Here is a 21,715-nt window from a genome sequence, read left to right as displayed (position 1 = left end):
TTCAGCGCGTTCTTTGATTGATGAAAGTTCTTTGGTCTTTCAACGGAATCCACCACATCGTTCTATGGAACAGGCACACGCGTTCCTCCATGGGAGGAAGTGTCAGGTGATCAATGATGTTCAATCGGAGGGTCCATGCAGCAACACTCTTATCAAGACATCCTTCTCTTGATAGCCCGGGACCGGGCCAGCCCTAACGTTTTCATAAGTAACTCCCTTTACCGGCCAGCTCCGTTTTTGCTCCGTGTCGGTGCCTTGGGGTGGGCACTCTTGCTGCGCCCTCTTCATATGGCGAGCGACATGATTAGCTACGAGTCAGCTTAGACAGGCACGTCAGGGACGCAAGGCCACTAGTCGGCCAGTATTGAGGACAAAATCGGTTCAGCGAGGGTGTTTGGCGTTTATTGCTGAATGGNNGCGTTGGCGCAGGGTTTCGATTTCTTCTCGGTGGGCGGCATCGAAGTAATGAGGCATGGCGTTGCTCAGATCGGGGACCAGTCCCCCTCTGTGCAATGGCGCAGGGAAATCTTGCAGATTATTTTGCTATTTCGACAATCAGCNGNNGCAGCTGCTACAGGGGGAACAGAAGGTAACTGGACCTCAATGACCGAACACATCCACCTTCTTGGCCTTCTTGTCTGCGCGCTTTTCATCGGCGGTTTTCGCCGGTTTCTTCTTTGCCGCTTTTTTTGAATCCATGCCTTTGGCCATGATACGTACTCCACTCATACGGGATGTGAGATCAGGTATACACCTATCCCCGGCCGCGCGTTCTTTTATAATCGCCCGCTTTGCGCACCGACAGATCAAACCCATGCCCGAGACCCAGTACTCCCTGCTCGCCGAGCCGTTATGGCCATTGATGAACAAGTTTTACCGCGCCCACCAATCGCCGATGAAAGCGGTTCGTGACGCTCAACTCTGGGTGGCCAGGCGCGAGGAAATCATTGGCGCGCTGTGTTTGCGACCGGTGGCGGGCGGGCATTGGTTGACGGGGTTGTTTGTCGATCCGGCCTGTCGCGAACAAGGGATCGCGGCGGCGTTGATCGCCGAAGCGGTGCGCGGTCTCGAACAACCCGTCTGGCTGTTCTGCCACCCGGACTTGCGGGGCTTTTATGAACGCCGAGGGTTTTCCTTCGATCCGCATATGCCCTACGCCATGACCGAACGCTTGAGCCGTTACGCGCGCAGCAAACCGATGATTGCCATGGGCTTGGATCCAGCCAGGTAACCCACGCCAGCCTTTAGAAGATCAAATGTGGNGGCCTGTACGTTCAACATGGATGTTGTCTGACAGATTGCTATCGCGGGCAAGCCCGCTCCCACAAGGTCTTGCGGTGTCCAACGCTCAGTCGTCGGCGTTAGGGTCGAGGTCCGGGAACATCACTTCGGTGAACCCGAACTTGCTGAAGTCGGTAATCCGCGACGGGTACAACCGGCCGATCAGGTGGTCACATTCATGCTGCACCACCCGCGCATGGAAGCCCTCGGCGACGCGCACGATGGGCGCCCCCTTGGGATCAAAACCCTCGTAGCGAATCTGCTGGTAACGATCCACCGCGCCGCGCAGGCCTGGCACCGACAGGCAACCTTCGAAACCCTCTTCCATCAGCGGACTCAACGGCGTGATCAACGGGTTGATCAAAATGGTCTGCGGCACCGGAGGCGCCTCCGGGTAACGTTCACTGGCCTCGAAACCAAAGATCACCAGTTGCAGGTCGACGCCGATCTGCGGGGCGGCCAGGCCGACGCCGCCGACGCTTTCCATGGTCTGGAACATGTCATCAATCAATTGCCACAGCTCGGGGCTGTCGAACATTTCGGNCGGAACCGGTGGCGCGATGCGCAGCAGGCGCTCGTCGCCCATTTTCAGAATTTCACGGATCATTTTATGACTTCGTCAGTGTGCGGCTTGATCGAGTGATCCCGACCCAGTCCAGAAACGTGGTGTTTGGGTTCGTGATCGAGTTCACCGGGGACTTTTTCGCCATCATTCTTGCCCTCGGTCGACATGTGTTCGATCACCGCATTCATCTCGGCCCCGAGCAACAGCACGGCGGCGGAAATATAGAAGTACAGGAGCAGGACGATGATCGCGCCGATACTGCCATACATGGCGTTGTAGTCGGCGAAGGTTTTGACGTAGTAGCCAAAACCCAGGGAGGCGATAATCCACACCACCACNGCCAGCACAGAGCCTGGGGTGATAAAACGAAACTCCTGTTTGACGTCGGGCATGACGTAGTAAATCAGCGCCACGGCCACCATCAGCAAAATCACCACCACGGGCCAGCGCACAATGGTCCACAGGGTCACGATGAAGTCTTCCATGCCGACTTGCGCGGCAATCCAGCCCATCACTTGCGGCCCGAGCACCATCAGCGCAGCGGCGGCGAGCAGCATGCCGGCGATGCCGACGGTATAGAAAATCGACAGCGGGAAACGCTTCCAGATCGGCCGGCCTTCGACCACGTCGTAGGCGGCGTTCATCGCACTCATCATCAGCCGTACACCGGCCGAAGCGGTCCACAAGGCGATCACGATACCGACGGACAGCAAGCCACCCTTGGATTGCTGCAACTGGTCGATCACCGGGTTGACCTGTTCAAGGGCCTGGGGCGGCAACACCAGTTCCGACTGCATACGCAGCCAGGTGAAGAAGTCCGGCAGGTGCAGGAAACCGATCAGGGCAATGAGGAAAAGAATGAAGGGAAACAGCGAAAACAGCATTTGATAGGCCAATGCCGAGGCATAGGTCGACATCTCGTCGTCGACGAACTCGGTGACCGTGCGCATCATGACACGGTGCAGGCGCAGGCCTTTCATGTGGGGGAAAAACATTAGCGTCTCCTTTCGCCGCAAAAATGGGTTGAAGTCGAGGCGACTCAGGGGCCGTTTTCTACATCAAAGTAGCCTACTTGGCGACTTTGAAACAATTTCCGTGTGCAAGTTCAGGCTGACACAAAAACGGCCATCCGTGGATGGCCGTTCCTGTTGCTCATCAAAGGCCGAATCAAGCCTTGTCGACGCCTTTCTTGATCGCGTCCTTGGCTTTGCCGACCGCTTGCTGGGCCTCGCCTTTTCTTTCCTGCACGACCCCCTCGGCGCGCATTTTGTCGTTACCGGTGGCCTTGCCGACGCCTTGCTTGACGTTGCCGACGGCTTCGTTGGCCATGCCTTTTACTTTATCGCCAGTGCTGCTCATGGTGTTTCTCCTGTGAACAATTCAACGGAAAAAGTCGTTACACAAAGATTGACCGGGGGCATTTGCACGGAGTTTCATTTATTTTCACGACGACATTTCATCGTTCAGTGCAGGTTGGGCTTTATGTTTGCCGACCAACCCCCGAGAATGCGCAACGTATTCAGGCCATGGCGCTGAAGATCCAATCCCGTAGGAATGTTATGAAACTCGATAAAGCACAGGCCATCGCCCGCAGAAACCAGGAACTGGGCGGTGCCGTACTCGGCGTCAACAACTGCCACTTCACCGACCTGGACAGCAAACGCAACATCTGGTGGTTCGATATCCCGGTGGCGCGCCTGGCCATTGGTCAGTACGAATGGGTTCACCTGCTGATGCACACGCCGGAAACCGACGAACTGCTGCACTTGAAAGTGCCGACGGTGTTCCTGCGCGAGAAGCTTGAAGGCCTGGTGGTGCGCAACGAAGGCAAGCGCAAAGCCGCTTTGAGCCTGGAACTGAGCGCCGACAAGGACTCGTACCTGCAGGACATGCGTCCGGCGGGCACCAATGTCAATTTCGCGCCATTTCGCCTCTAAGTCGATCGCTCCCACGCAGAGCGTGAGGACGATCAGTCAGGCAACAAAAAGCCCCGCATCTGCGGGGCCCCGTTTCGTCAGATGCACCGCATACGCCGGCCAATTTCGCGCCATTTCGCCTCTAAGTCGATCGCTCCCACGCAGAGCGTGAGGACGATCAGTCAGGCAACAAAAAGCCCCGCATCTGCGGGGCTTCTTGTTTGTTACGCGCCGACTTTCTTGGCGTTGAGCTTCTTCAGCTCTTCGTCGCGCAACTCGCGGCGCAGGATCTTGCCNACGTTGGTGGTCGGCAGCGCATCACGGAACTCNACGGNACGCGGGACCTTATAACCGGTGACGTTGGCACGCATGTGCTCCATCACCTGCTCCTTGGTCAACGTCACGCCCGGTTTGGCGACAATGAAGATCTTGATTGCTTCGCCCGACTTCTCGTCCGGTACGCCAATGGCCGCACACTGCAGCACGCCCGGCAGGGTCGCCAGCACATCTTCCAGCTCGTTCGGGTAGACGTTGAAACCGGAGACCAGAATCATGTCTTTCTTGCGGTCGACAATGCGCATGTAGCCATCCGGCTGGATGATCGCGATGTCGCCGGTCTTCAACCAGCCTTCGCTGTCGAGCATTTCATCGGTGGCGTCCTGACGCTGCCAGTAGCCCTTCATCACTTGCGGACCTTTCACACACAGTTCGCCGATTTCGCCCAACGGCTGTTCNACGCCGTCATCGGTGATGACTTTGCACACGGTAGAGGGCACCGGAATGCCGATGGTGCCGATCTGGATGTTCTGGATCGGGTTGACCGTCGCCACCGGGCTGGTTTCGGTCATGCCGTAACCTTCGCAAATATTGCAGCCCGTCACGTCTTTCCAACGCTCGGCCGCTGCCAGTTGCAGCGCCATACCGCCGGACAGGGTGACTTTGAGCGCGGAGAAGTCCAGCTTGCGGAAGCCTTCGTTGTTGCACAGCGCCACAAACAGAGTGTTCAGGCCGACAAAGCCGCTGAACTTCCACTTCGACAGTTCCTTGACCATCGCCGGCAAGTCGCGCGGGTTGCTGATCAGAATGTTGTGGTTGCCGATCAGCATCATCGCCATGCAATGAAAGGTGAAGGCATAGATGTGGTAAAGCGGCAGCGGCGTGATCAGGATCTCGCAACCTTCATTGAGGTTGGAGCCCATCAGCGCCTTGCACTGCAACATGTTGGAAACCAGGTTGCGGTGGGTGAGCATTGCGCCCTTGGCCACGCCGGTGGTGCCGCCGGTGTATTGCAGCACGGCGACATCGCCGCTGGCCGGGCTGGCATCATTGACCGGTTGGCCGTGCCCCTTGGCCAGCACGTCGTTGAACTTGATCGCCTTGGGCAAGTGATACGCCGGGACCATTTTTTTCACGTACTTGATGACGCTGTTGATCAGCAGGCGCTTGAACGGCGACAACAGGTCAGCGACTTCGGTGACGATCACGTGCTTGACGACGGTCTTGGGCACGACTTTTTCAGCCAGGTGCGCCATGTTGGCCAGGCAAACCAGAGCCTTGGCTCCGGAATCATTGAATTGGTGTTCCATTTCCCGCGCGGTGTACAGCGGGTTGGTGTTGACCACGATCAGGCCCGCACGAATGGCGCCGAACACGGCGACCGGGTATTGCAGGACGTTGGGCAGTTGCACGGCGATTCGATCGCCAGGCTTCAAGTCGGTATGCTGTTGCAGGTAGGCGGCGAAAGCGCCGGACAATTCGTACAGTTCACCGTAGGTGATTGTCTTGCCCAGGTTGCTGAAAGCCGGTTTGTTGGCGAAGCGCTGGCAGGACTGTTTCAGTACCGCCTGAATATTTTGATACTCGTCTGGATTGATGTCTGCAGCAATCCCGGCGGGGTACTTATCCTTCCAAAAGTCTTCGTTCATGGAAGCCCACTCCTCAGCGACGCGAATTCATCATCGCATTTGATGCGATTATTATTGGTGTATGTTTTTAGGTGAGTCTGGCGCTTTNAGCAGGCCGAGAAGTCACAAAGCGCGCCGAGAGTAGCAGCTTTGCCAAGGGCCGCCTAGAGCCAAAAGAGGGCCCTACNGTCACAATTGTGACTCAAGAATTGCTAGCGGTCATTTTAGAGCAAAGATTCTATACAACCCTGAAAGCCCCGTATTTTGGGCCTTCCCTTAAAAGCATCGCGGGCAAGCCCGCTCCCACAGGTTCGGTGGCGTCCACTAAACCAGTGAACGACGCGAAACCTGTGGGAGCGTGGCTTGCCTGCGATCCGCGCAAAGCGCGGCCATTCACCGGCTATGCGATATCACGTAGTTCCCGCCGCAGAATCTTACCCACCGGCGTCATCGGCAACGACTCCCGCAACACAATGTGCTTGGGCACTTTGTACGCCGTGAAGTTTTCCTTGCAGTACGCCTTCAGCTCTTCAAGGCTGACCCCGGATTCGCGGGCCACCACAAACAGCTTCACCGCCTCCCCCGTGCGATCATCCGGTACGCCGATCACGGCGCAGTTGGCTACCGCCGGGTGGGCCATCACCACGTCTTCGATCTCGTTGGGGTACACGTTGAAGCCCGAGACGATGATCAGGTCTTTCTTGCGATCAACGATGCGCACAAAACCGTCCGGGTCGATCACCGCGATATCGCCGGACTTGAACCAGCCCTCAGCATCCAGCACCTCGGCAGTGGCTTCCGGTTTCTGCCAGTANCCCTTCATGATCTGCGGGCCCTTGATGCACAGTTCGCCACGCTCGCCCAGCGCCTGCTCGACGCCTTCATCGTTGATCACTTTCAGCGTGGTGCCCGGTACCGGCAGGCCGACCGTGCCGATCCGCGATTTGTCGCCGTAGGGGTTGGTGCACGCCACCGGTGAGGTTTCGGTCAGGCCGTAGCCTTCGCCGATGGAACAACCGGTCAACGCTTTCCAGCGCTCGGCGGTGGCCTTGACCAGTGCCGTGCCGCCGGAATTGGTGATCTTGAGGTGGGAAAAATCCAGGGTCTTGAAGTCCGGGTGATCCATCAGCGCTACAAACAGCGTGTTCAGCCCCAACAGGCAGGAGAACCGCCACTTTTTCAGTTCCTTGATAAAACCGCCGATGTCCCGCGGGTTGGTGATCAGCACGTTGTGGTTGCCGGTCACCATCATGCACATGCAGTTCGCCGTAAATGCATAGATGTGGTACAGCGGCAGCGGCGCGATCATCACTTCCTGACCTTCGCGCAGCAACGGCTGACCGTCGCTGCCGAACTGCCCGAGGCACGCCCGCGCCTGCTGCATATTGGCGACCAGGTTGCCATGGGTGAGCATCGCGCCCTTGGCCAGTCCAGTGGTGCCGCCGGTGTATTGCAACACCGCGATGTCGTCGAGGCTGACGTTCAGCGGCTTGATGCCCAGGCCCCGGCCCAGACGCAGCGCGCTCTTGAAGGAAATGGCCTGGGGCAAGGAATAGTCCGGGACCATTTTCTTGACCTTGCTCACCATCGTGTTGACCAGCCAACCCTTGGCGGCAGGCATCAGGTCGCCCATCTTCGCTTCGATCAGGTACTGGATGTCGGTGTCGGGCAGCACTTCCTGGACCTTGGCCCCGAACATGTTCAGGTACACCAGCGCCCGGGCGCCGGAGTCCTTGAACTGATGACGCATCTCGCGCGGGGTGTACAAGGGGTTGGTGTTGACCACGATGAGCCCGGCGCGCAACGCGCCAAACACCGCAATCGGGTAATGCAGGACGTTGGGCATCTGCACCGCGATGCGATCCCCCGGCACCAGATCGGTGTGAGCTTGCAGGTAACCGGCGAACGCCAGGCTGTAGCGTTCCAGTTCGGCGTAGGTCAGGGTCACGCCCATGTTGCTGAACGCAGGGCGATCAGCGAATTTCTTGCAGGAACGCTCGAACACCTCAAGCACCGACTTATAGGCCCCAAGGTCAATATCCAGGGGCACGCCGGCCGGGCGTTTGTCATTCCAGAAATCAGGTTGCATTGTTCTTGTCCTCTTTACCTGAGCCTATCCGGGGCCGCTTTTCTGTCACTTCTTAAAAGCGGGGCTTCACGGACACTAGCAGTTATGGCGAATCAGGCAAATATGCCAATGGCCGTCATTGACCGTGTGAATCTTGCTGCAGCGGCGTGGCCTGATCAGACGGCAAGCGCAGGATGCGCTATAAAAGGCATCGACGCTGTTTTCCCACCCGGCAGCTCCATGCAAAGGAATCGCCATGATCCACGACACTTTCTGGCTGACCGCGAGTGACCGCAGCCGCCTCTACGTCAACCAGTGGCTGCCCGATCCGCCTTTAAAAGCCGTGATCCTGCTAGCCCATGGCATGGCCGAACACAGTGGTCGCTACGCCCGCCTGGCGGAAAAACTCTGCGCGCAGGGTTACGGCGTCTACGCGCCGGACCTGCGTGGACATGGCAAAACTGCCGAAAACGGGACACTCGGCCATTTCGCCGACGACGATGGCTGGTGCAAAGTGGTTGGCGACCTGGCCAGCCTCAACCAGCACATCGGCCAACAGCAGCCCGGGCTGCCGATCATTCTGCTGGGGCACAGCATGGGCAGCTATATCGCCCAGGCCTACCTGTTGCATCACAGCGCCAGCCTGTACGGCGCGGTGCTTAGTGGTTCGAACTTCCAGCCCATCGCCCTCTACCGTGCGGCACGTCAGATTGCCCGTGTCGAAAAACTGCGCCAGGGTCCCAAGGGCCGCAGCGCGCTGATCGAGTGGCTGTCGTTTGGCTCGTTCAACAAGAAATTCAAACCGGTGCGCACGCGTTTCGACTGGCTCAGCCGCGATCCAGCGGAAGTCGATCTGTACGCCAACGACCCGCTCTGCGGCTTTCGTTGCACCAATCAGTTNTGGATCGACTTGTTGGGCGGCTTGCAGCAAATCAGCAAAGCGTCCAATCTCGAGCAGATTGATCCGGGCCTGCCGTTGCTGGTGATTGGCGGTGAATGTGATCCGGTGAGCGAAGGCAAACGTCTGAAAGATCTGGCCGATGCGCTACGCGCGGCCGGCAGCCAGAACCTGCAACTGACTATTTACCCGCAGGCACGGCATGAACTGTTCAACGAGAGCAACCGCGATGAAGTGATCAATGACGTGTTGAGCTGGATCGCCCAGGCGCTGAGCCACCGCCGGCCACCCAGATCGGAATAGTTTTTTGTGGATTTTTTATTCGTCACAGGAATTGAAACAGATGACCCAGGTTACCAACACCCCTTACGAAGCCCTCGAAGTCGGCCAGACCGCCAGCTACAGCAAGACCGTCGAGGAGCGCGATATCCAGTTGTTCGCCGCGATGTCGGGTGATCACAACCCGGTGCACCTGGACGCCGAATTCGCCGCCGGCACCATGTTCAAGGAGCGCATCGCTCACGGCATGTTCAGCGGTGCGCTGATCAGTGCGGCGGTTGCCTGCGAGTTGCCTGGGCCGGGCACCATTTATATCGGCCAGCAGATGACTTTTCAGAAGCCGGTAAAAATCGGCGACACCCTGACCGTGCGTCTGGAAATCCTCGAAAAGTTGCCAAAGTTTCGTGTGCGGATCGCCACTCGAGTGTTTAACCAGCGCGATGAATTGGTGGTGGATGGCGAGGCCGAGATTCTGGCGCCGCGCAAGCAGCAGACCGTGACGTTGACTACCCTGCCGGCGATCAGCATCGGCTGATTGCCCTTAAAAGATCGCAGCCTCGTTTCACTCGACAGCTCCTACAAGGTTTTGTGTACACCTGTAGGAGCTTGCGATCTTTTGATCTTAATCCCATCAACCGCGGCGTGCCCTTAAAAGATCGCAGCCTCGTTTCACTCGACAGCTCCTACAAGGTTTTGTGTACACCTGTAGGAGCTTGCGATCTTTTGATCTTAATCCCCCTCCTGCACCTGCACACTCGCCGTCATCCCCGAACTCAAATTCATCCCCTCCGGCAATTGATCAATCTTGATCCGCACCGGAATCCGCTGCGCCAGCCTCACCCAGTTGAACGTCGGTTCCACCTCCGCCAATAACTGCCCGTCCGGTGTGGTATTGCGATCGGTAATCCCGCGACTGATGCTTTCCACATGCCCGTCCAGCGCTTCGCCCGCACTCATCAACCAGACTTTCACCGGATCGCCCACCCGAATCCGCGGCAACTTGGTTTCTTCGAAATACGCCTGCACATAAAAGGTCGAATCATCGATCAACGCCATCACCGGTTGCCCCGCATTCACGTAGTTGCCTTGGGCCAGGCGCAGGTTGGTGATGTGGCCGCTGCGAGGCGCATGGACTTGGCTGCGCGCCAGATTGAGCTCCGCAACCTTGGCTTCCGCCTGAGCTTCACGCAATTCACCCCGGGCGATCCCGGCGTTGATTTGCGCGTTCTCGCGCAGCTCGGCACTGATGGCTTGCGGCCCGAGGCTGGCGCGGCGGCTGGCTTCGCGTTCGCGCAGATTGAGTTGTTGCTGGCGGGTCTGCACCACCGCCTGGGCCTTCTCCAGCGCTGCTTCGAAACGATCACGATCGATGCTCAGCAACAGATCGCCCGCCTTGACTTGCTGGTTGTCGAACGCCTTGAGCTCACGCACCCACCCCGAGACGTCCGGGGCGATGACCACCACGTCGGCGCGGATCCGCGCATCCCGGGTCCAGGGCGTGAGCATGTAGTACTGCCACAAATGAAAGCCGGCAAAGATCGCCACCGCCACCAGGCACAGGGTTACCGCGACACGTACTGGAGTACGCATTTTTCAACTCCTTATAAAGGTCCGAGGACGACGGTGATCAGGGTCAATACACAGACGTACAAGGCGCAATCAAACAATGCTTCGTGCCAGATCCAGCGGCCGACCGGTGTCAGGCGCAAGAGCATGCGCAAGGCTGCGGTGACCAGCAGTGCCAGCAGCACATAAATCAGAAACGGACTGAGCAGCACACCGCCCACCGACCACTCACGCAAACCCATGGCTTTGCTCCTGTTGACGGCACCAGGCGCGCCAGCTGTTTTGCAATTGCAGCACCGCGCCCTGAGCCAGTTTCACCGCGTCGCTGGGCGGCAACGCGTACAAGGTCTTCAAGAAGGCTTCGCTGGGTTGTTCCAGCGCATCGGCGCGATTGCCCGCAGGGCCCTGCTCAAGGACTTTTTCCAGCTGTTCGAGATAACGGCGTTGAGGTGCGCTGACCGGCACTTGCGCCACCGCCAGGCTCAACCGCAGATGCAACAATTCATCGCCGATATCGAGGCCGAGCAAGCCGTCATCCCAACGACTGCGCGCCGGTTCCGGCAACTCGGGATAGTGCCGCGCCAGTTGCAGCAAGCGGTCGGCCATGCGTCCGCCAAACCAGCTTTCGGCACCCCGCAGGTTACGTCGGGTCAGCCTTACCAAATCGTCGAGCGTCGCTGCCAGCAAGCGGCGGCCATGCCACGCCGGGTTACGCAGGATCAGTAAATGAAACGCCAACACCGCCGCGCCGACACCGACCACCATCGCCTGGGCGCTGTTGAAGAACGTGGCGACGTCGAATTTCATCGCGTTCAGCGGCGACACCAGCACGATAAAATGCAGACAGAACGAAGTCGCCGTGGCGCCAATCTGCGGCTTGGCCATGCCCAGCGCACCGAAAAACAACGGCACGCCCATGCCCATGCAGAGCAAGGCAAATCCGCTCCATTGCGGCAGCAGAATCTGCCCGACGAAAAACGCCGTCGGAATCGCCAGAAAAATGCCCCGCATGAAACTCATGCCTATCTGCGCGCCGTTCTCGCGACTGGCGAACAGGCTGCACACCACGCACGTCAGCACCAGGGCACCCGACGCGGCGGGCCAGGCCGTCGCCAGCCAGAAGCACGACACCACCAGAAAGGCCAAGGCACTGCGCGCGCCGAACACCAACGCCAATGACAGGTCGCGGTGCGGCGTCAGGGTGCGTGGCGGATCGACCGTTTCGCGCCCCTCCTCCACCGCTTTCATCGCCGCAGTGGCCGCCATCGCGGTATCGAGCAGCAAGGTGAAACGGGCCAGGCAGTAACTCTGCGCGGAGCTGATGTGCGGGTCATGGGATGCATCGAGCAACCTCGGCCGCAACGCTTGCAGGGTCGCCGTATCGTCGCCGCTGAGCGCAACCTGAACCTCGGTCATCCACGGCAACAGTTGCTCGGCTTCCCGTGGTTCCAGCTGCTTCCACTGACGGCGCACCGAGCGGGCGATGCGCAGCAGCATCAAGAGCTTCTGGCTCAAGCCGCTGATAGCTCGTGCCCGTTGCCGACCCAGGCCACCTTCAAACCAGGCATGTTCGCGCTGGGCATCGACCGCGACGATTCGCCCGAGGATTTCCAACAAACCCTTGCGTGCCTGGGCATCGCCGGCCAGCGTTGCACGTGCAGCGTTCATCCCGCTGTTCCAGGCGGCTCGTGCCTGATCCGCCAGTTGTCGCTCGACGCGCATCGGCCACAGCAACGCGCTGGCCACCGTGGCGCACAGGATGCCCAGACAGATTTCCGTGCAGCGCGCCACGGCTTGGTCGAACACCGTCAGCGGATGGGTGATGGCCGGCAATGCGATGATCGCCACCGTGTAACCGGCCAGCACAAATGAATAGGACCAGGCACTGCGCAGCAAGGTCGAACTCGCCGTACACAGCCCGAGCCACAACGCCAATGCCAATAAAAATAGCCAGGGCGTCTGGGCGAATAACCCCATGAACACCACCGACATGATAGTGCCGACCAATGTCCCCAGCAGCCGCGCCAACCCCTTCTGCACCACCATTCCAGACAATGGCTGAGCGACGATGAACGCCGTCATCAGTGCCCAGGCGGGTTGCTCAAGACCCCAGCGCAATGCCAGCCACAGGGCCAGGCCGCCACCGATCAAGGTTTTTATTGCGAACTGTAGGGCGCGGCGGTCAGGCGCAAACAAAGCCTGCAAAGTGATAGGCACGTAAAAGACTCTTGAAAGGACGTTTTTAACGATAGTCGGGTTCACTGAAGTCACTTGAAAAACAAATTATTAGCGAGCTATCTATATCCCGTCCAGCGTTAAATCCCAGACACAAAAAAACGCCAGACTGGCTGGCGTTTTTGACAGGCTACGAGCGCTTAAGAGCGAGCGCGAGCCTGGTTACGCAGGGCTTTTACTTGATCGTGATTGCGTTGCACGCCGTGGTACTGACGTTCAACCAGATCACGAATGCCCACCAGGTTGTGTTTGTTGATTTTTTCGAGGGCTTCTTTGTACGCCTTCAGTGCATGGTCTTCACCGCGTTCCGCTTCGTTCAGCACGGCTTCTTCATCCTTGCCGGTGAACATCGCTTTGACGTCGACCCAGCGGCGGTGCAGATCACCGCTGACGCTGGTGGACGTTTCCGGATCGCCACCCATCGAACGCACGGCGCTCTGAAGTTCGGCAGCGGCGGTGGCGCAGTCGGTGGAGCGTTGCACGAACAGGGTTTTGAGTTCAGGGTGTTTGATGTCTTCAGCGCAAGTCTTGAACCCTTCCTGACCGTCTTTGCTGGTTTCAATCAGGTCGTTGAGTACAGAAATCGCTTCTTTATTCATGTCGGTCATTTTTCAATTCCTTGCGGGTTGATGAAAGATGCAATAGCTATTGCACCCTGCATGCCAGCTTCGAACTGATAATTTATCCGTTATTTTTCAATAACTTAGTTTTAACGACAAAATCTGTATCCGCTTTTTTTGCATGAACTGTCAATTGGCCTGCATGCAGAATGCCTGTATTTTTCCAGCCTGATGAATGAAGACGACCGATAGATGAACCCTGAAAAGCTCGAACTGTTGATCACCCGTGAAATGCCCTTCGGCAAATACAAGGGTCGCATCATTGCCGACCTGCCCGGCCAATACCTGAACTGGTTCGCCCGGGAAGGTTTCCCGCATGGCGAGCTGGGCGGATTGCTGGCCCTGATGCAGGAGATCGACCACAACGGTCTGTCGGACCTGCTCGAACCGCTGCGCGCCAAACACGGCAAACCTGCCCCGCGCCACTGACATTGCAATTAAAAAAGCCGAGTAGCTCATGCCCGATAACACCCGTCGCGCCCGTGATGAACACTTCTGGAAGACCTTTGCAGACCGCTACGCGGTCGAACCCGGGCCCATCAACCTGGAAAACGGATACTTCGGGCGCATGTCGCGCACCGTGGTCGAGGAGTACCAGCGCAACATCGAGCTGATCAACCGCAGCAACTCGGTGCATGTGCGCCAGCGCTTCGAACAGGTCGAAATTCTCGAGATCCGGGCGCAGCTCGCCGGCCTGATCGACGTTCCAGTCGACACCGTGGCCCTCACCCGCAACGCCTCGGACGGCCTGCAATCGCTGATCCGCAATTACAATCGCCTTCAGCCGGGCGATCAGGTGCTGATTTGCGATCTGGAGTACGACACGGTCAAAGGCGCGATGCGCTGGCTGGCCCGGCATCGCGGCGTGGAGGTGATCGAAATCGACCACGCACATCCCGCCACTTTTGACAGCTTGCTGGCCACCTATCGCGACACCTTCGCGCGTTATCCAAAGCTCAAATTGATGGCCCTGACCCATGTCACCCATCGCACCGGACTGGTCATGCCTGTGCAGGCCATTGCTGCCGCCGCCAAAGAACATGGTATCGACGTGATCCTCGATGGCGCCCATGCCCTCGGCCAGATCGAGTTCAACCTGGATGAACTGGGCATTCAGTTCGCCGGCTTCAACCTGCATAAATGGATCGGCGCACCGCTGACCCTGGGCTTTCTCTATATAGCCCCTGAGCGCCTGGCGGATATCGACCCGGACATGGGCGAGTTCCACTTCCCGGTCTCCGATACTCGCGCCCGCACGCCCTACAGCACGCCGAACATCCCGGCCCTGCTGACGCTGCCGCTGGTGTTCGAGGAGCATCTCGCCATGGGCGGCGCCGCTGCCAAGAGCACACGGCTCAACTACCTGCGCAACCGGTGGGTCAACGCGGTTCGCGAGCTACCGGGGATCGAGGTCATGACACCCGATGACCCGAGACTGTATTGCGGCATTACCTCGATGCGCTTTACCCGGCATACCGATCAACAGGCGATGGTCGAGCGGCTGCTCAGCGACTACAACCTGTTCACCGTGGTCCGCAGCGGCGCGGCGAGCGGGCCCTGCATTCGCATTACACCGGGGCTCACCACCACCGCTGCCGACATGGATCTGCTGGCCAGGGCGCTGAGCGAGTTGCGCTGACGTCAGACCGTGTATTTGTCGAAGTCCTCCGGCTTGATTTGCGTCGAAGCGGCGAACGTATCGATACCGATGGTCGTATGCCCGAAAAAGCCATCCTCGTTCGAGTCTCGACCGAGGGTGTGGACCGTCAATGTCGAAGCCTCGCCGCCCTGCTCGCGGTAATAAGTGTCTTCATTGTTGCTCAACGGCGAGACCGATCGGCCGCTGTAGTCCCGGGCGTTTAGCACCGAACGTGAAGCGGGTTCGGGGAAGTAGAGCTGACCGACCCAGGCGACGTGTCGTTCGTCGAGGTAATTGTTGCCGGACGTAATGCGCACGGCGACATGAATGTGCAAGGTACGACCGGCATAGAACCCCGGGTAGATGGTGGTAAACCTCACCACACCCTTCTTGTCGGTGAATTGCCCGCCACGCAGGTAGGTGTCGTCGTCAGTGCGCGGGACCGAACCGATGTCACCGACATCGACTTCCTGGTCCGGGTTGATCTTGCTCCAGCCCGAATAGGCACCACGCGCATTGCAGTGCCAGATATCGACCAAGGCCCCGGTCACAGGCTCACCCGTCATGGCATCGACAATCGCCAGTCGCAGCACCAGGGGAATGCCATCGGCGCTTTCGCTGATGTTGCGACGGATGAGTTTCGGATTGCGGAAAAACGGGCCGGCAATTTGCTCGGGAGACAGCAGGTAAACCGGCGGTGGGGGTGCAACGGAGGTGTTGTCGTCCATGACGTTCTCTCTTCCATAAGATGAACGCAGGTTAACGCTGGTCGAAGGGCAAGAGGCGGTAACTATGTATCGCTTGATGTCTCCTGTNCCCACAGTTTTTTGCGGGCAAAAAAAAACGGTGCACCGACCAAGCGCACCGTAAAGCCGTAGAACACACAACGAAGTGTTTGGTAAAAGCCGATCAGTCCAGCAGCGCCAATGCCTCGGCGGTGCATTCCTGAATGCGGGCCCAGTCGCCGTTCTTGACCCATTCCGGGTCCAGCATCCAGCTACCGCCCACGCACATCACGTTTTTCAACGCCATGTAGTGTTTGATGTTGGCCGGACCCACGCCGCCGGTCGGGCAGAATTTCACTTCGCCGAACGGGCCGCCGAGGGCCTTGATGGCCGCCACGCCGCCGCTGACTTCAGCCGGGAACAGCTTGAAGCGGCGATAACCCAGGCCATAGCCTTCCATGATGCCTGAGGCATTGCTGATGCCTGGCAGCAACGGGATCGGGCTGTGCACGGAGGCTTCCAGCAGGTCACGGGTGATGCCCGGGGTGACGATGAACTGTGAGCCGGCCGCTTCGGCGGCGGCGAGCATCGTGCGATCCAGCACAGTACCCGCACCGGTCACCAGCTCAGGGCGTTGCTCACGCAGTACCTGAATGGCCTTGAGGCCGAACTCGGAACGCAGGGTCACTTCCAATGCGGTCAAGCCACCGGCTGCCAGGGCATCGGCCAACGGCAGGATGTCCTGTTCGCGGGCGATGGTAATCACCGGCAGGATCCGCGCCTTGGCGCAGAGGCTGTCGATCAGGGCAACTTTATCCGCCATGGACACGGTCGATTGAGGGCTTTTCATAGCGGCTGATCCTTGGCTCATGGGCACCAGTAAATCTCTAAAGTAGGTTGCAAAAACGCGCGAATCGGCATGGCAGCAACGTCGTCACTGGCCAGCGCGGCGCTCAAGGTGGTCANTTTGGACTGACCGGAAATCGATAGAACGGTGGTCTTGGCCGAGGCCAGCAGCGCGCGGCTCATGGTCAGTCGCTGATGCGGCACGGTCGGCGCCAGCATCGGATAGCACCGACGGGTGCCGTCGACTTTCAATGCTTCGCTCAGGTTCGGGCTGTTGGGAAACAGCGATGCGGTGTGGCCGTCATCACCCATGCCGAGGATCAGCACGTCGATCGGCGGCAACTCGGCGAGCAAGCGATCCGCCTGCTCGGCGGCCAGTTCAAGGTTCGCAGTGGCGCTGTACAGGCTCAGAAACTGAGCCTTGGCCGCCGGGCCTTGCAGCAGGTATTTCTTCAGCAGGCCGGCATTGCTGTCAGCATGCTCAACCGGCACCCAACGCTCATCGGCCAGGGTGACCACGACCTTGGACCAGTCCAGTTTCTGCTTCGCCAGGTTCTGGAAGAACGCCACCGGGCTGCGGCCACCGGACACCACCAGCGTCGCAGTGCCGCGAGCGTCGATGGCGTCACTCAGTTGCTTGGCCACATTCAGCGCCAGACCATCGGCCAGCAGCACCGGGCTCTTGAACTCATGGGCGCTGACGCCCTGAGGCAGTTTCAATTCAGATATCGCCATACCAAGACCTCCCATCCCGCGTGATCAGTGCAATCGAGCTCATCGGCCCCCAGGACCCGGCCGCATACGGCTTGGGCGCATCACCGGATTTTTTCCACCCGGCGATCAACTGGTCACACCATTTCCACGCGGCTTCGATTTCATCTTTGCGAACAAACAGGTTCTGATTGCCGCGCATCACTTCCAGCAACAACCGCTCGTAGGCATCGGGGATCCGCGCGCTGCGATAGGTGTCGGAAAAATTCAGTTGCAGCGGGCCGCTGCGCAGTTGCATGCCCTTGTCCAGGCCCTGCTCCTTGGTCATCACACGCAAGGAAATACCTTCGTCCGGTTGCAGGCGGATAATCAGCTTGTTGCTGATTTGCAGGCGCTGCTCGGGGGCGAAGATGTAGTGCGACGGTTCCTTGAAGTGGATGACGATCTGCGACAGCTTCTGCGGCATGCGCTTGCCGGTACGCAGGTANAACGGCACCCCGGCCCAACGCCAGTTACGAATATCGGCACGCAGGGCGACGAACGTTTCGGTGTCGCTCTGGGTGTTGGAGTTGGGCTCTTCCAGGTAACCGGGGACCGATTTGCCTTCGCTGTACCCGGCGATGTACTGGCCGCGCACCACTTGCGTGGTCAGGCCTTCCGGACTGATCGGCGCCAGGGCCTTGAGTACCTTGACCTTCTCGTCACGGATGCTGTCGGCGGACAGGTCGGCCGGCGGGTCCATGGCAATCAGGCAGAGCAGTTGCAGCAAGTGGTTCTGGATCATGTCCCGCAGTTGGCCGGCCTTGTCGAAGTAACCCCAACGGCCTTCGATACCAACTTGCTCGGCCACGGTGATTTCCACGTGGGAGATGTAGTTCTGGTTCCACTGGGTTTCGAACAGGCTGTTGGCGAAACGCAGGGCAATCAGGTTCTGGACGGTCTCTTTGCCCAGGTAGTGGTCGATGCGGTACGTGCGGTTTTCCGGGAAAAACTGCGCCACGGCGTCGTTGACCTTGCGCGAGGATTCCAGGTCCGAACCGATGGGTTTTTCCAGCACGACTCGGGTGTTTTCGGTCAGGCCGACCTTCGACAGGTTCTCGCAGATTGCGCCGTAAACGGCGGCCGGTGTGGCGAAGTAAGCAATCACACGCTGGGCGCTGCCGGCCATTTCGGCCAGGGCGACGTAATCGTCGGCCTTGAGGAAGTCGACATGCAGGTAGCTCAAACGGGCCAGGAAGCGTTCGACCACAGCTTCGTCCAGCTCTTTGGCACCTACATAACGGCGCAGTTCGGAGGCGATGAACGCCAAGTGTTCTTGCTCGCTGCCAGGCTCACGGGCCAGCGCGATAATCCGCGTATCCTCGTGCAGCAGGCCTGCGCCATCGAGTTGATAAAGGGCAGGAAACAGTTTGCGCAGGGCCAGGTCGCCGAGGGCGCCGAACAAGGCAAAGGTGCACGGTTCAACCGTAATCNAAGGCATGATGTTTGTTCTTTTATCAAGTTAAGCTACAAATACCTTTTTTCAAGGCATCACTCAAGGAAAAATGTAGTAATAACCACAACATTTTCCCAAAATACAGATTCCGAGTGGTGGTCGGTCGGAGCCATCAGTAGGATAGGCCACCGTTACGGGCCGTATCAAAGGCCCAATTTGCATAGCCGAACGCTTATTTGCGCCGAACGCTTATTTGCGCTGCTGACCTAAGGAACATGAAATGGACCGCGTGCGAAATCTACTGGAACAGATCCAGAATCGCCTTGAAGACCTGAACAAGGCGGAACGCAAAGTCGCCGAAGTGATCCTGCTCAACCCACAGCAGGCCACCCGGTTCAGCATTGCAGCCCTCGCCCAAGCCGCCTCGGTCAGTGAACCGACGGTCAACCGTTTCTGCCGTTCGTTCGGTGTCAGCGGTTACCCTGAACTCAAGCTTCAACTGGCCCAGAGCCTGGCCAGCGGCGCGGCGTATGTCAGCCGTGCGGTCGAGGCCGATGACAATCCCGAGGCGTATACCAAGAAGATTTTCGGCAGCGCCATCGCATCGCTGGACAGTGCCTTGCAGGCACTGGACCCGAACCTGATCAGCAAGGCCGTGGACCTGTTGATTCAGGCGCGGCAGATCCACTTCTTCGGCCTGGGCGCGTCGGCGCCGGTCGCCATGGATGCGCTGCACAAGTTTTTCCGCTTCAATCTGTCCGTCACCGCCCATGCCGACGTACTGATGCAACGCATGATCGCGTCGGTGGCGCATACCGGCGAGCTGTTCGTGATTATTTCCTACACCGGGCGTACCCGTGAGCTGGTGGAAGTGGCGCGTATCGCACGGGAAAACGGCGCCTCGGTGCTGGGCGTCACCGCCGAAAACTCGCCGCTGGCCAAGGCCAGCACGGTGAGCCTGAACATTCCGCTGCCGGAAGACACCGACATCTATATGCCGATGACCTCGCGGATCATTCAGTTGACGGTGCTGGATGTGCTGGCAACGGGCATGACCTTGCGCCGTGGCGTGGATTTCCAGCCGCACTTGCGCAAGATTAAAGAGAGCTTGAATGACAGTCGGTATCCGGTTGGGGATGAGTTCAACTAGGTCAACATCTTCATTGCCTGATCGGGCCTCTTCGACTTGCCCGCGATGAGGCCCGGCGCAANNNCAACTAGGTCAACATCTTCATTGCCTGATCGGGCCTCTTCGACTTGCCCGCGATGAGGCCCGGCGCAACACCGTAGATTTTGCGCTAAACCCCCACCCGCGCCTGCAAACTCAAATGCGCCTTCTGCCCCGGCGCCAGGCTCAAACTGTCCGTTCCGCCACTCGCCGCCTCGACACACACAAATTCGGAAATCTCGTTCCAGCTCACCCCCAGCAACGGCCGCGACCCCGGATGCCAAACCACNGTGTCGGCGCTGTCGCCGGTGTCGATGCACAATTCGCGCTGCCAGGCATGGTCCTTGAGGTGCAGCTCACCCTCGTGCTGGAACACCCGCTGGCACCCGCCGTCCACCCGTAACTCGCCGTCCTGCTGGCAAACCTGGCGATTGAGCTGATCATAACCTTGCGCCCCGTCGAGCCCAGACAGCGCTACCTCACCGACGTTGCCGATACGCCAATAGGCGTGCAACGCNTGGCTCAATTGGCACGGCAGGCTGTCCTGATGCTCGGTACTCAGGCGTAATTCCAGGGTGTCGCCCAAGTGCGCGTGCAGGTCGACCTGCCAGTCGCACAATTGCAATTGCCAGTGCAGGCGCACGCCATCGTCGTCGGTGCTGCTGTCGAGCAGTTTCCAGTCGATCAGCCGCGCCCAACCATGGGACGGCCACGCGTTTTCGCTCGGATGGCGCCCATACCACGGCCAGCAGACCGGCACGCCACCACGGATGGCGCCGACTTGCGGCCACTTGGCCGCACACCACAGCCAGGGTTTCTGGCCGCGTGGCTGAAAGTGCAGCAATTGCGCGCCCTGACGGCTGAACACCGCCTGGCACAGCGGATGGTCGATCACCAACACATCGCGCATCTGAAAGCGCTCCCAGGCAAACACAGGGCGTTCACGCAGGGATTTGAAAAAGCGTTGCAGCGGATGCTCATGCATGTGCCACGGTCCTGAATAACTTCACAGTGCTGCCCAAAAAAAAGCGGATAGCCATGGCTACCCGCAAAATGCGCACAGAGAGAAGGAGCTTATCGCAACAGCGTTAGAACGTAGACTGAATCTTCAGGCCGGCTACCAACGCGTTGTCGACTTGATCAATGCCGCCTGGATGGACGACGTATTGCAAGTTAGGACGCACGGTCAGCCAATTGGTAACGTGAACGCCGTAGTTGATCTCGTAGTTGTATTCAGTGTTACGCAGCGGCGCGAACAGCGGGTCTTGATAGTCAGTGACGTTGTTGGAGGCGTTGACCAACTCTGAGTTTTTCTTCACGTCGTCGTTGACATGGATACGAGCGGCACCGATACCGAAGTCATCCTTCGGACGTGCATCGAACGGGCCNTTGTACACAAGCATCAGCGACTGATAGTTGTCGACAACGTTGGTGTCCTTGTCGTGGAACGTGACGTTGGCTGCGATATTCAGGCCGCGGGAAGCATCACCGTTGTGGGTGGTGAGTTGTTGTTGCGCCACGAACCAGTAGCCGGATTTGCTGCTGTGGCTGCGATAGGCGTTGCCGCTGGTGGCCGCATCATTGCCGTTTTCGTCTTCACGAACGTCATCGGCCTTGGCCGTGCTTTTGTAGTAACCGACACGGTATTCGCCCGGCAGGTTGCCAGGGTTAGGCAACCAGACCAGTTCGACTGGCAACACGGTGCCCTTGGTACCACTGCCGCTGAGCTTGAAGCCATTGCCGTGCTCAAGCTGCGACGGGTTCTGGTTGTACGCACCGATTTGCGCATACAGCTCAGGCGTGATGTTGTACTTCACGCGGATAGCGGCCTGGGCAACCGGCCAGTTGTACCAGGTGTT

The 21,715-nt window shown here is 58.8% G+C and carries 22 protein-coding genes; 7 read left to right on the top strand and 15 right to left on the bottom strand.

Annotation, left to right across the window (positions count from 1 at the left end; translation table 11 throughout):
- Window positions 1–814: 814 nt before the first annotated feature.
- On the top strand, window positions 815–1,231 hold the full coding sequence (locus tag B7L09_RS24790) for a GNAT family N-acetyltransferase (protein WP_094471051.1): 417 nt from the start codon (window positions 815–817) through the stop codon (window positions 1,229–1,231).
- Window positions 1,232–1,348: 117 nt separating this feature from the next.
- Here the strand turns inward: B7L09_RS24790 and def are convergent, their stop codons facing one another.
- The 3 genes from def to B7L09_RS24775 all read right to left on the bottom strand — a co-directional run bounded on the left by def (window position 1,349) and on the right by B7L09_RS24775 (window position 3,205).
- On the bottom strand, window positions 1,349–1,888 hold the full coding sequence (def, locus tag B7L09_RS24785) for a peptide deformylase (RefSeq protein ID WP_094471050.1): 540 nt from the start codon (window positions 1,886–1,888) through the stop codon (window positions 1,349–1,351).
- The gene (locus tag B7L09_RS24780; protein WP_094471049.1) at window positions 1,885–2,841 is read right to left on the bottom strand and encodes a YihY/virulence factor BrkB family protein; all 957 of its coding nucleotides are present in this window, start codon (window positions 2,839–2,841) and stop codon (window positions 1,885–1,887) included. The genes def and B7L09_RS24780 overlap by 4 nt, the downstream gene beginning before the upstream one ends.
- A 172-nt stretch (window positions 2,842–3,013) precedes the next feature.
- Entirely contained in the window at window positions 3,014–3,205 is a 192-nt protein-coding gene (locus B7L09_RS24775) for a CsbD family protein (RefSeq protein ID WP_094471048.1), read from the bottom strand.
- A 200-nt stretch (window positions 3,206–3,405) separates the two neighbouring features.
- Here B7L09_RS24775 and B7L09_RS24770 point away from each other — a divergent pair, with 200 nt between their 5' ends.
- Complete coding sequence (locus B7L09_RS24770; protein ID WP_094471047.1) at window positions 3,406–3,783, top strand: hypothetical protein; 378 nt, start codon at window positions 3,406–3,408, stop codon at window positions 3,781–3,783.
- Between the two features lie 203 nt (window positions 3,784–3,986).
- On the opposite strand, the gene fadD1 is transcribed toward B7L09_RS24770, so the two are convergent.
- Window positions 3,987–5,687: a long-chain-fatty-acid--CoA ligase FadD1 gene (fadD1, locus tag B7L09_RS24765; protein WP_094471046.1), complete on the bottom strand. Its 1,701-nt coding sequence runs from the start codon at window positions 5,685–5,687 to the stop codon at window positions 3,987–3,989.
- Between the two features lie 379 nt (window positions 5,688–6,066).
- Window positions 6,067–7,755: a long-chain-fatty-acid--CoA ligase FadD2 gene (gene fadD2, locus B7L09_RS24760; RefSeq protein ID WP_094471045.1), complete on the bottom strand. Its 1,689-nt coding sequence runs from the start codon at window positions 7,753–7,755 to the stop codon at window positions 6,067–6,069.
- 235 nt (window positions 7,756–7,990) lie between these two features.
- On the opposite strand from fadD2, the gene B7L09_RS24755 reads away from it, so the two are divergent.
- Together B7L09_RS24755 and B7L09_RS24750 are read left to right on the top strand one after the other, a co-directional pair.
- Window positions 7,991–8,935 carry an alpha/beta hydrolase gene (locus tag B7L09_RS24755; RefSeq protein ID WP_094471044.1) on the top strand — a complete coding sequence of 315 codons (945 nt, stop codon included), beginning with the start codon at window positions 7,991–7,993 and terminating at the stop codon, window positions 8,933–8,935.
- A gap of 40 nt (window positions 8,936–8,975) precedes the next feature.
- The gene (locus tag B7L09_RS24750) at window positions 8,976–9,446 is read left to right on the top strand and encodes a MaoC family dehydratase (protein ID WP_094471043.1); all 471 of its coding nucleotides are present in this window, start codon (window positions 8,976–8,978) and stop codon (window positions 9,444–9,446) included.
- Between the two features lie 194 nt (window positions 9,447–9,640).
- On the opposite strand, the gene B7L09_RS24745 is transcribed toward B7L09_RS24750, so the two are convergent.
- The 4 genes from B7L09_RS24745 to B7L09_RS24730 form a co-directional block, all read right to left on the bottom strand.
- Window positions 9,641–10,501, bottom strand: coding sequence for an efflux RND transporter periplasmic adaptor subunit (locus B7L09_RS24745; protein ID WP_094471042.1), 861 nt, complete (start codon window positions 10,499–10,501; stop codon window positions 9,641–9,643).
- A gap of 11 nt (window positions 10,502–10,512) precedes the next feature.
- Window positions 10,513–10,719 carry a DUF1656 domain-containing protein gene (locus B7L09_RS24740; protein ID WP_094471041.1) on the bottom strand — a complete coding sequence of 69 codons (207 nt, stop codon included), beginning with the start codon at window positions 10,717–10,719 and terminating at the stop codon, window positions 10,513–10,515.
- A complete protein-coding gene (locus tag B7L09_RS24735; RefSeq protein WP_094471040.1) occupies window positions 10,706–12,694 on the bottom strand; it encodes an FUSC family protein in 1,989 nt (662 codons plus the stop codon). The genes B7L09_RS24740 and B7L09_RS24735 overlap by 14 nt, the downstream gene beginning before the upstream one ends.
- 158 nt (window positions 12,695–12,852) lie before the next feature.
- Window positions 12,853–13,320: a ferritin-like domain-containing protein gene (locus B7L09_RS24730; RefSeq protein ID WP_094471039.1), complete on the bottom strand. Its 468-nt coding sequence runs from the start codon at window positions 13,318–13,320 to the stop codon at window positions 12,853–12,855.
- 204 nt (window positions 13,321–13,524) lie between these two features.
- Here B7L09_RS24730 and B7L09_RS24725 point away from each other — a divergent pair, with 204 nt between their 5' ends.
- Together B7L09_RS24725 and B7L09_RS24720 are read left to right on the top strand one after the other, a co-directional pair.
- Window positions 13,525–13,761, top strand: coding sequence for a DUF3820 family protein (locus B7L09_RS24725; protein ID WP_010457368.1), 237 nt, complete (start codon window positions 13,525–13,527; stop codon window positions 13,759–13,761).
- 28 nt (window positions 13,762–13,789) lie between these two features.
- Window positions 13,790–14,971 carry an aminotransferase class V-fold PLP-dependent enzyme gene (locus tag B7L09_RS24720; RefSeq protein WP_094471038.1) on the top strand — a complete coding sequence of 394 codons (1,182 nt, stop codon included), beginning with the start codon at window positions 13,790–13,792 and terminating at the stop codon, window positions 14,969–14,971.
- A gap of 2 nt (window positions 14,972–14,973) precedes the next feature.
- Here B7L09_RS24720 and B7L09_RS24715 read toward each other — a convergent pair whose 3' ends face one another.
- From B7L09_RS24715 to zwf, 4 genes are all read right to left on the bottom strand, one after another.
- The gene (locus B7L09_RS24715) at window positions 14,974–15,699 is read right to left on the bottom strand and encodes an intradiol ring-cleavage dioxygenase (RefSeq protein ID WP_094471037.1); all 726 of its coding nucleotides are present in this window, start codon (window positions 15,697–15,699) and stop codon (window positions 14,974–14,976) included.
- A gap of 181 nt (window positions 15,700–15,880) precedes the next feature.
- Window positions 15,881–16,546: a bifunctional 4-hydroxy-2-oxoglutarate aldolase/2-dehydro-3-deoxy-phosphogluconate aldolase gene (locus B7L09_RS24710; protein WP_094471036.1), complete on the bottom strand. Its 666-nt coding sequence runs from the start codon at window positions 16,544–16,546 to the stop codon at window positions 15,881–15,883.
- Between the two features lie 17 nt (window positions 16,547–16,563).
- On the bottom strand, window positions 16,564–17,277 hold the full coding sequence (gene pgl, locus B7L09_RS24705) for a 6-phosphogluconolactonase (RefSeq protein WP_094471035.1): 714 nt from the start codon (window positions 17,275–17,277) through the stop codon (window positions 16,564–16,566).
- The gene (gene zwf / locus B7L09_RS24700; protein ID WP_094471034.1) at window positions 17,264–18,733 is read right to left on the bottom strand and encodes a glucose-6-phosphate dehydrogenase; all 1,470 of its coding nucleotides are present in this window, start codon (window positions 18,731–18,733) and stop codon (window positions 17,264–17,266) included. The genes pgl and zwf overlap by 14 nt, the downstream gene beginning before the upstream one ends.
- Before the next feature lie 244 nt (window positions 18,734–18,977).
- Between zwf and B7L09_RS24695 the strand changes: the two genes are divergently transcribed.
- The gene (locus B7L09_RS24695; RefSeq protein WP_176457766.1) at window positions 18,978–19,838 is read left to right on the top strand and encodes a MurR/RpiR family transcriptional regulator; all 861 of its coding nucleotides are present in this window, start codon (window positions 18,978–18,980) and stop codon (window positions 19,836–19,838) included.
- A 148-nt stretch (window positions 19,839–19,986) separates the two neighbouring features.
- Here the strand turns inward: B7L09_RS24695 and B7L09_RS24690 are convergent, their stop codons facing one another.
- Together B7L09_RS24690 and B7L09_RS24685 are read right to left on the bottom strand one after the other, a co-directional pair.
- Window positions 19,987–20,841: a D-hexose-6-phosphate mutarotase gene (locus B7L09_RS24690; RefSeq protein WP_094471032.1), complete on the bottom strand. Its 855-nt coding sequence runs from the start codon at window positions 20,839–20,841 to the stop codon at window positions 19,987–19,989.
- A gap of 103 nt (window positions 20,842–20,944) precedes the next feature.
- Window positions 20,945–21,715 (bottom strand): carbohydrate porin (locus tag B7L09_RS24685; protein WP_141213501.1); only part of this gene is annotated, 771 nt, incomplete at its 5' end.

It is taken from the genome of Pseudomonas mandelii, from assembly GCF_002251635.1.
Taxonomy (GTDB): Bacteria; Pseudomonadota; Gammaproteobacteria; order Pseudomonadales; family Pseudomonadaceae; genus Aquipseudomonas; species Aquipseudomonas mandelii_B.
The sequence above is the reverse complement of the archived record's forward strand: the minus strand, read 5'-3'. Positions and strand labels throughout refer to the sequence as shown.

Coding starts and splice junctions, on each gene's coding strand:
- B7L09_RS24790 (WP_094471051.1), top strand. CDS start 815: ATGCCCGAGACCCAGTACTCCCTGCTCGCCGAGCCGTTATGGCCATTG.
- B7L09_RS24775 (WP_094471048.1), bottom strand. CDS start 3,205: ATGAGCAGCACTGGCGATAAAGTAAAAGGCATGGCCAACGAAGCCGTC.
- B7L09_RS24770 (WP_094471047.1), top strand. CDS start 3,406: ATGAAACTCGATAAAGCACAGGCCATCGCCCGCAGAAACCAGGAACTG.
- B7L09_RS24750 (WP_094471043.1), top strand. CDS start 8,976: ATGACCCAGGTTACCAACACCCCTTACGAAGCCCTCGAAGTCGGCCAG.
- B7L09_RS24745 (WP_094471042.1), bottom strand. CDS start 10,501: ATGCGTACTCCAGTACGTGTCGCGGTAACCCTGTGCCTGGTGGCGGTG.
- B7L09_RS24740 (WP_094471041.1), bottom strand. CDS start 10,719: ATGGGTTTGCGTGAGTGGTCGGTGGGCGGTGTGCTGCTCAGTCCGTTT.
- B7L09_RS24730 (WP_094471039.1), bottom strand. CDS start 13,320: ATGACCGACATGAATAAAGAAGCGATTTCTGTACTCAACGACCTGATT.
- B7L09_RS24725 (WP_010457368.1), top strand. CDS start 13,525: ATGAACCCTGAAAAGCTCGAACTGTTGATCACCCGTGAAATGCCCTTC.
- B7L09_RS24720 (WP_094471038.1), top strand. CDS start 13,790: ATGCCCGATAACACCCGTCGCGCCCGTGATGAACACTTCTGGAAGACC.
- B7L09_RS24715 (WP_094471037.1), bottom strand. CDS start 15,699: ATGGACGACAACACCTCCGTTGCACCCCCACCGCCGGTTTACCTGCTG.
- B7L09_RS24710 (WP_094471036.1), bottom strand. CDS start 16,546: ATGAAAAGCCCTCAATCGACCGTGTCCATGGCGGATAAAGTTGCCCTG.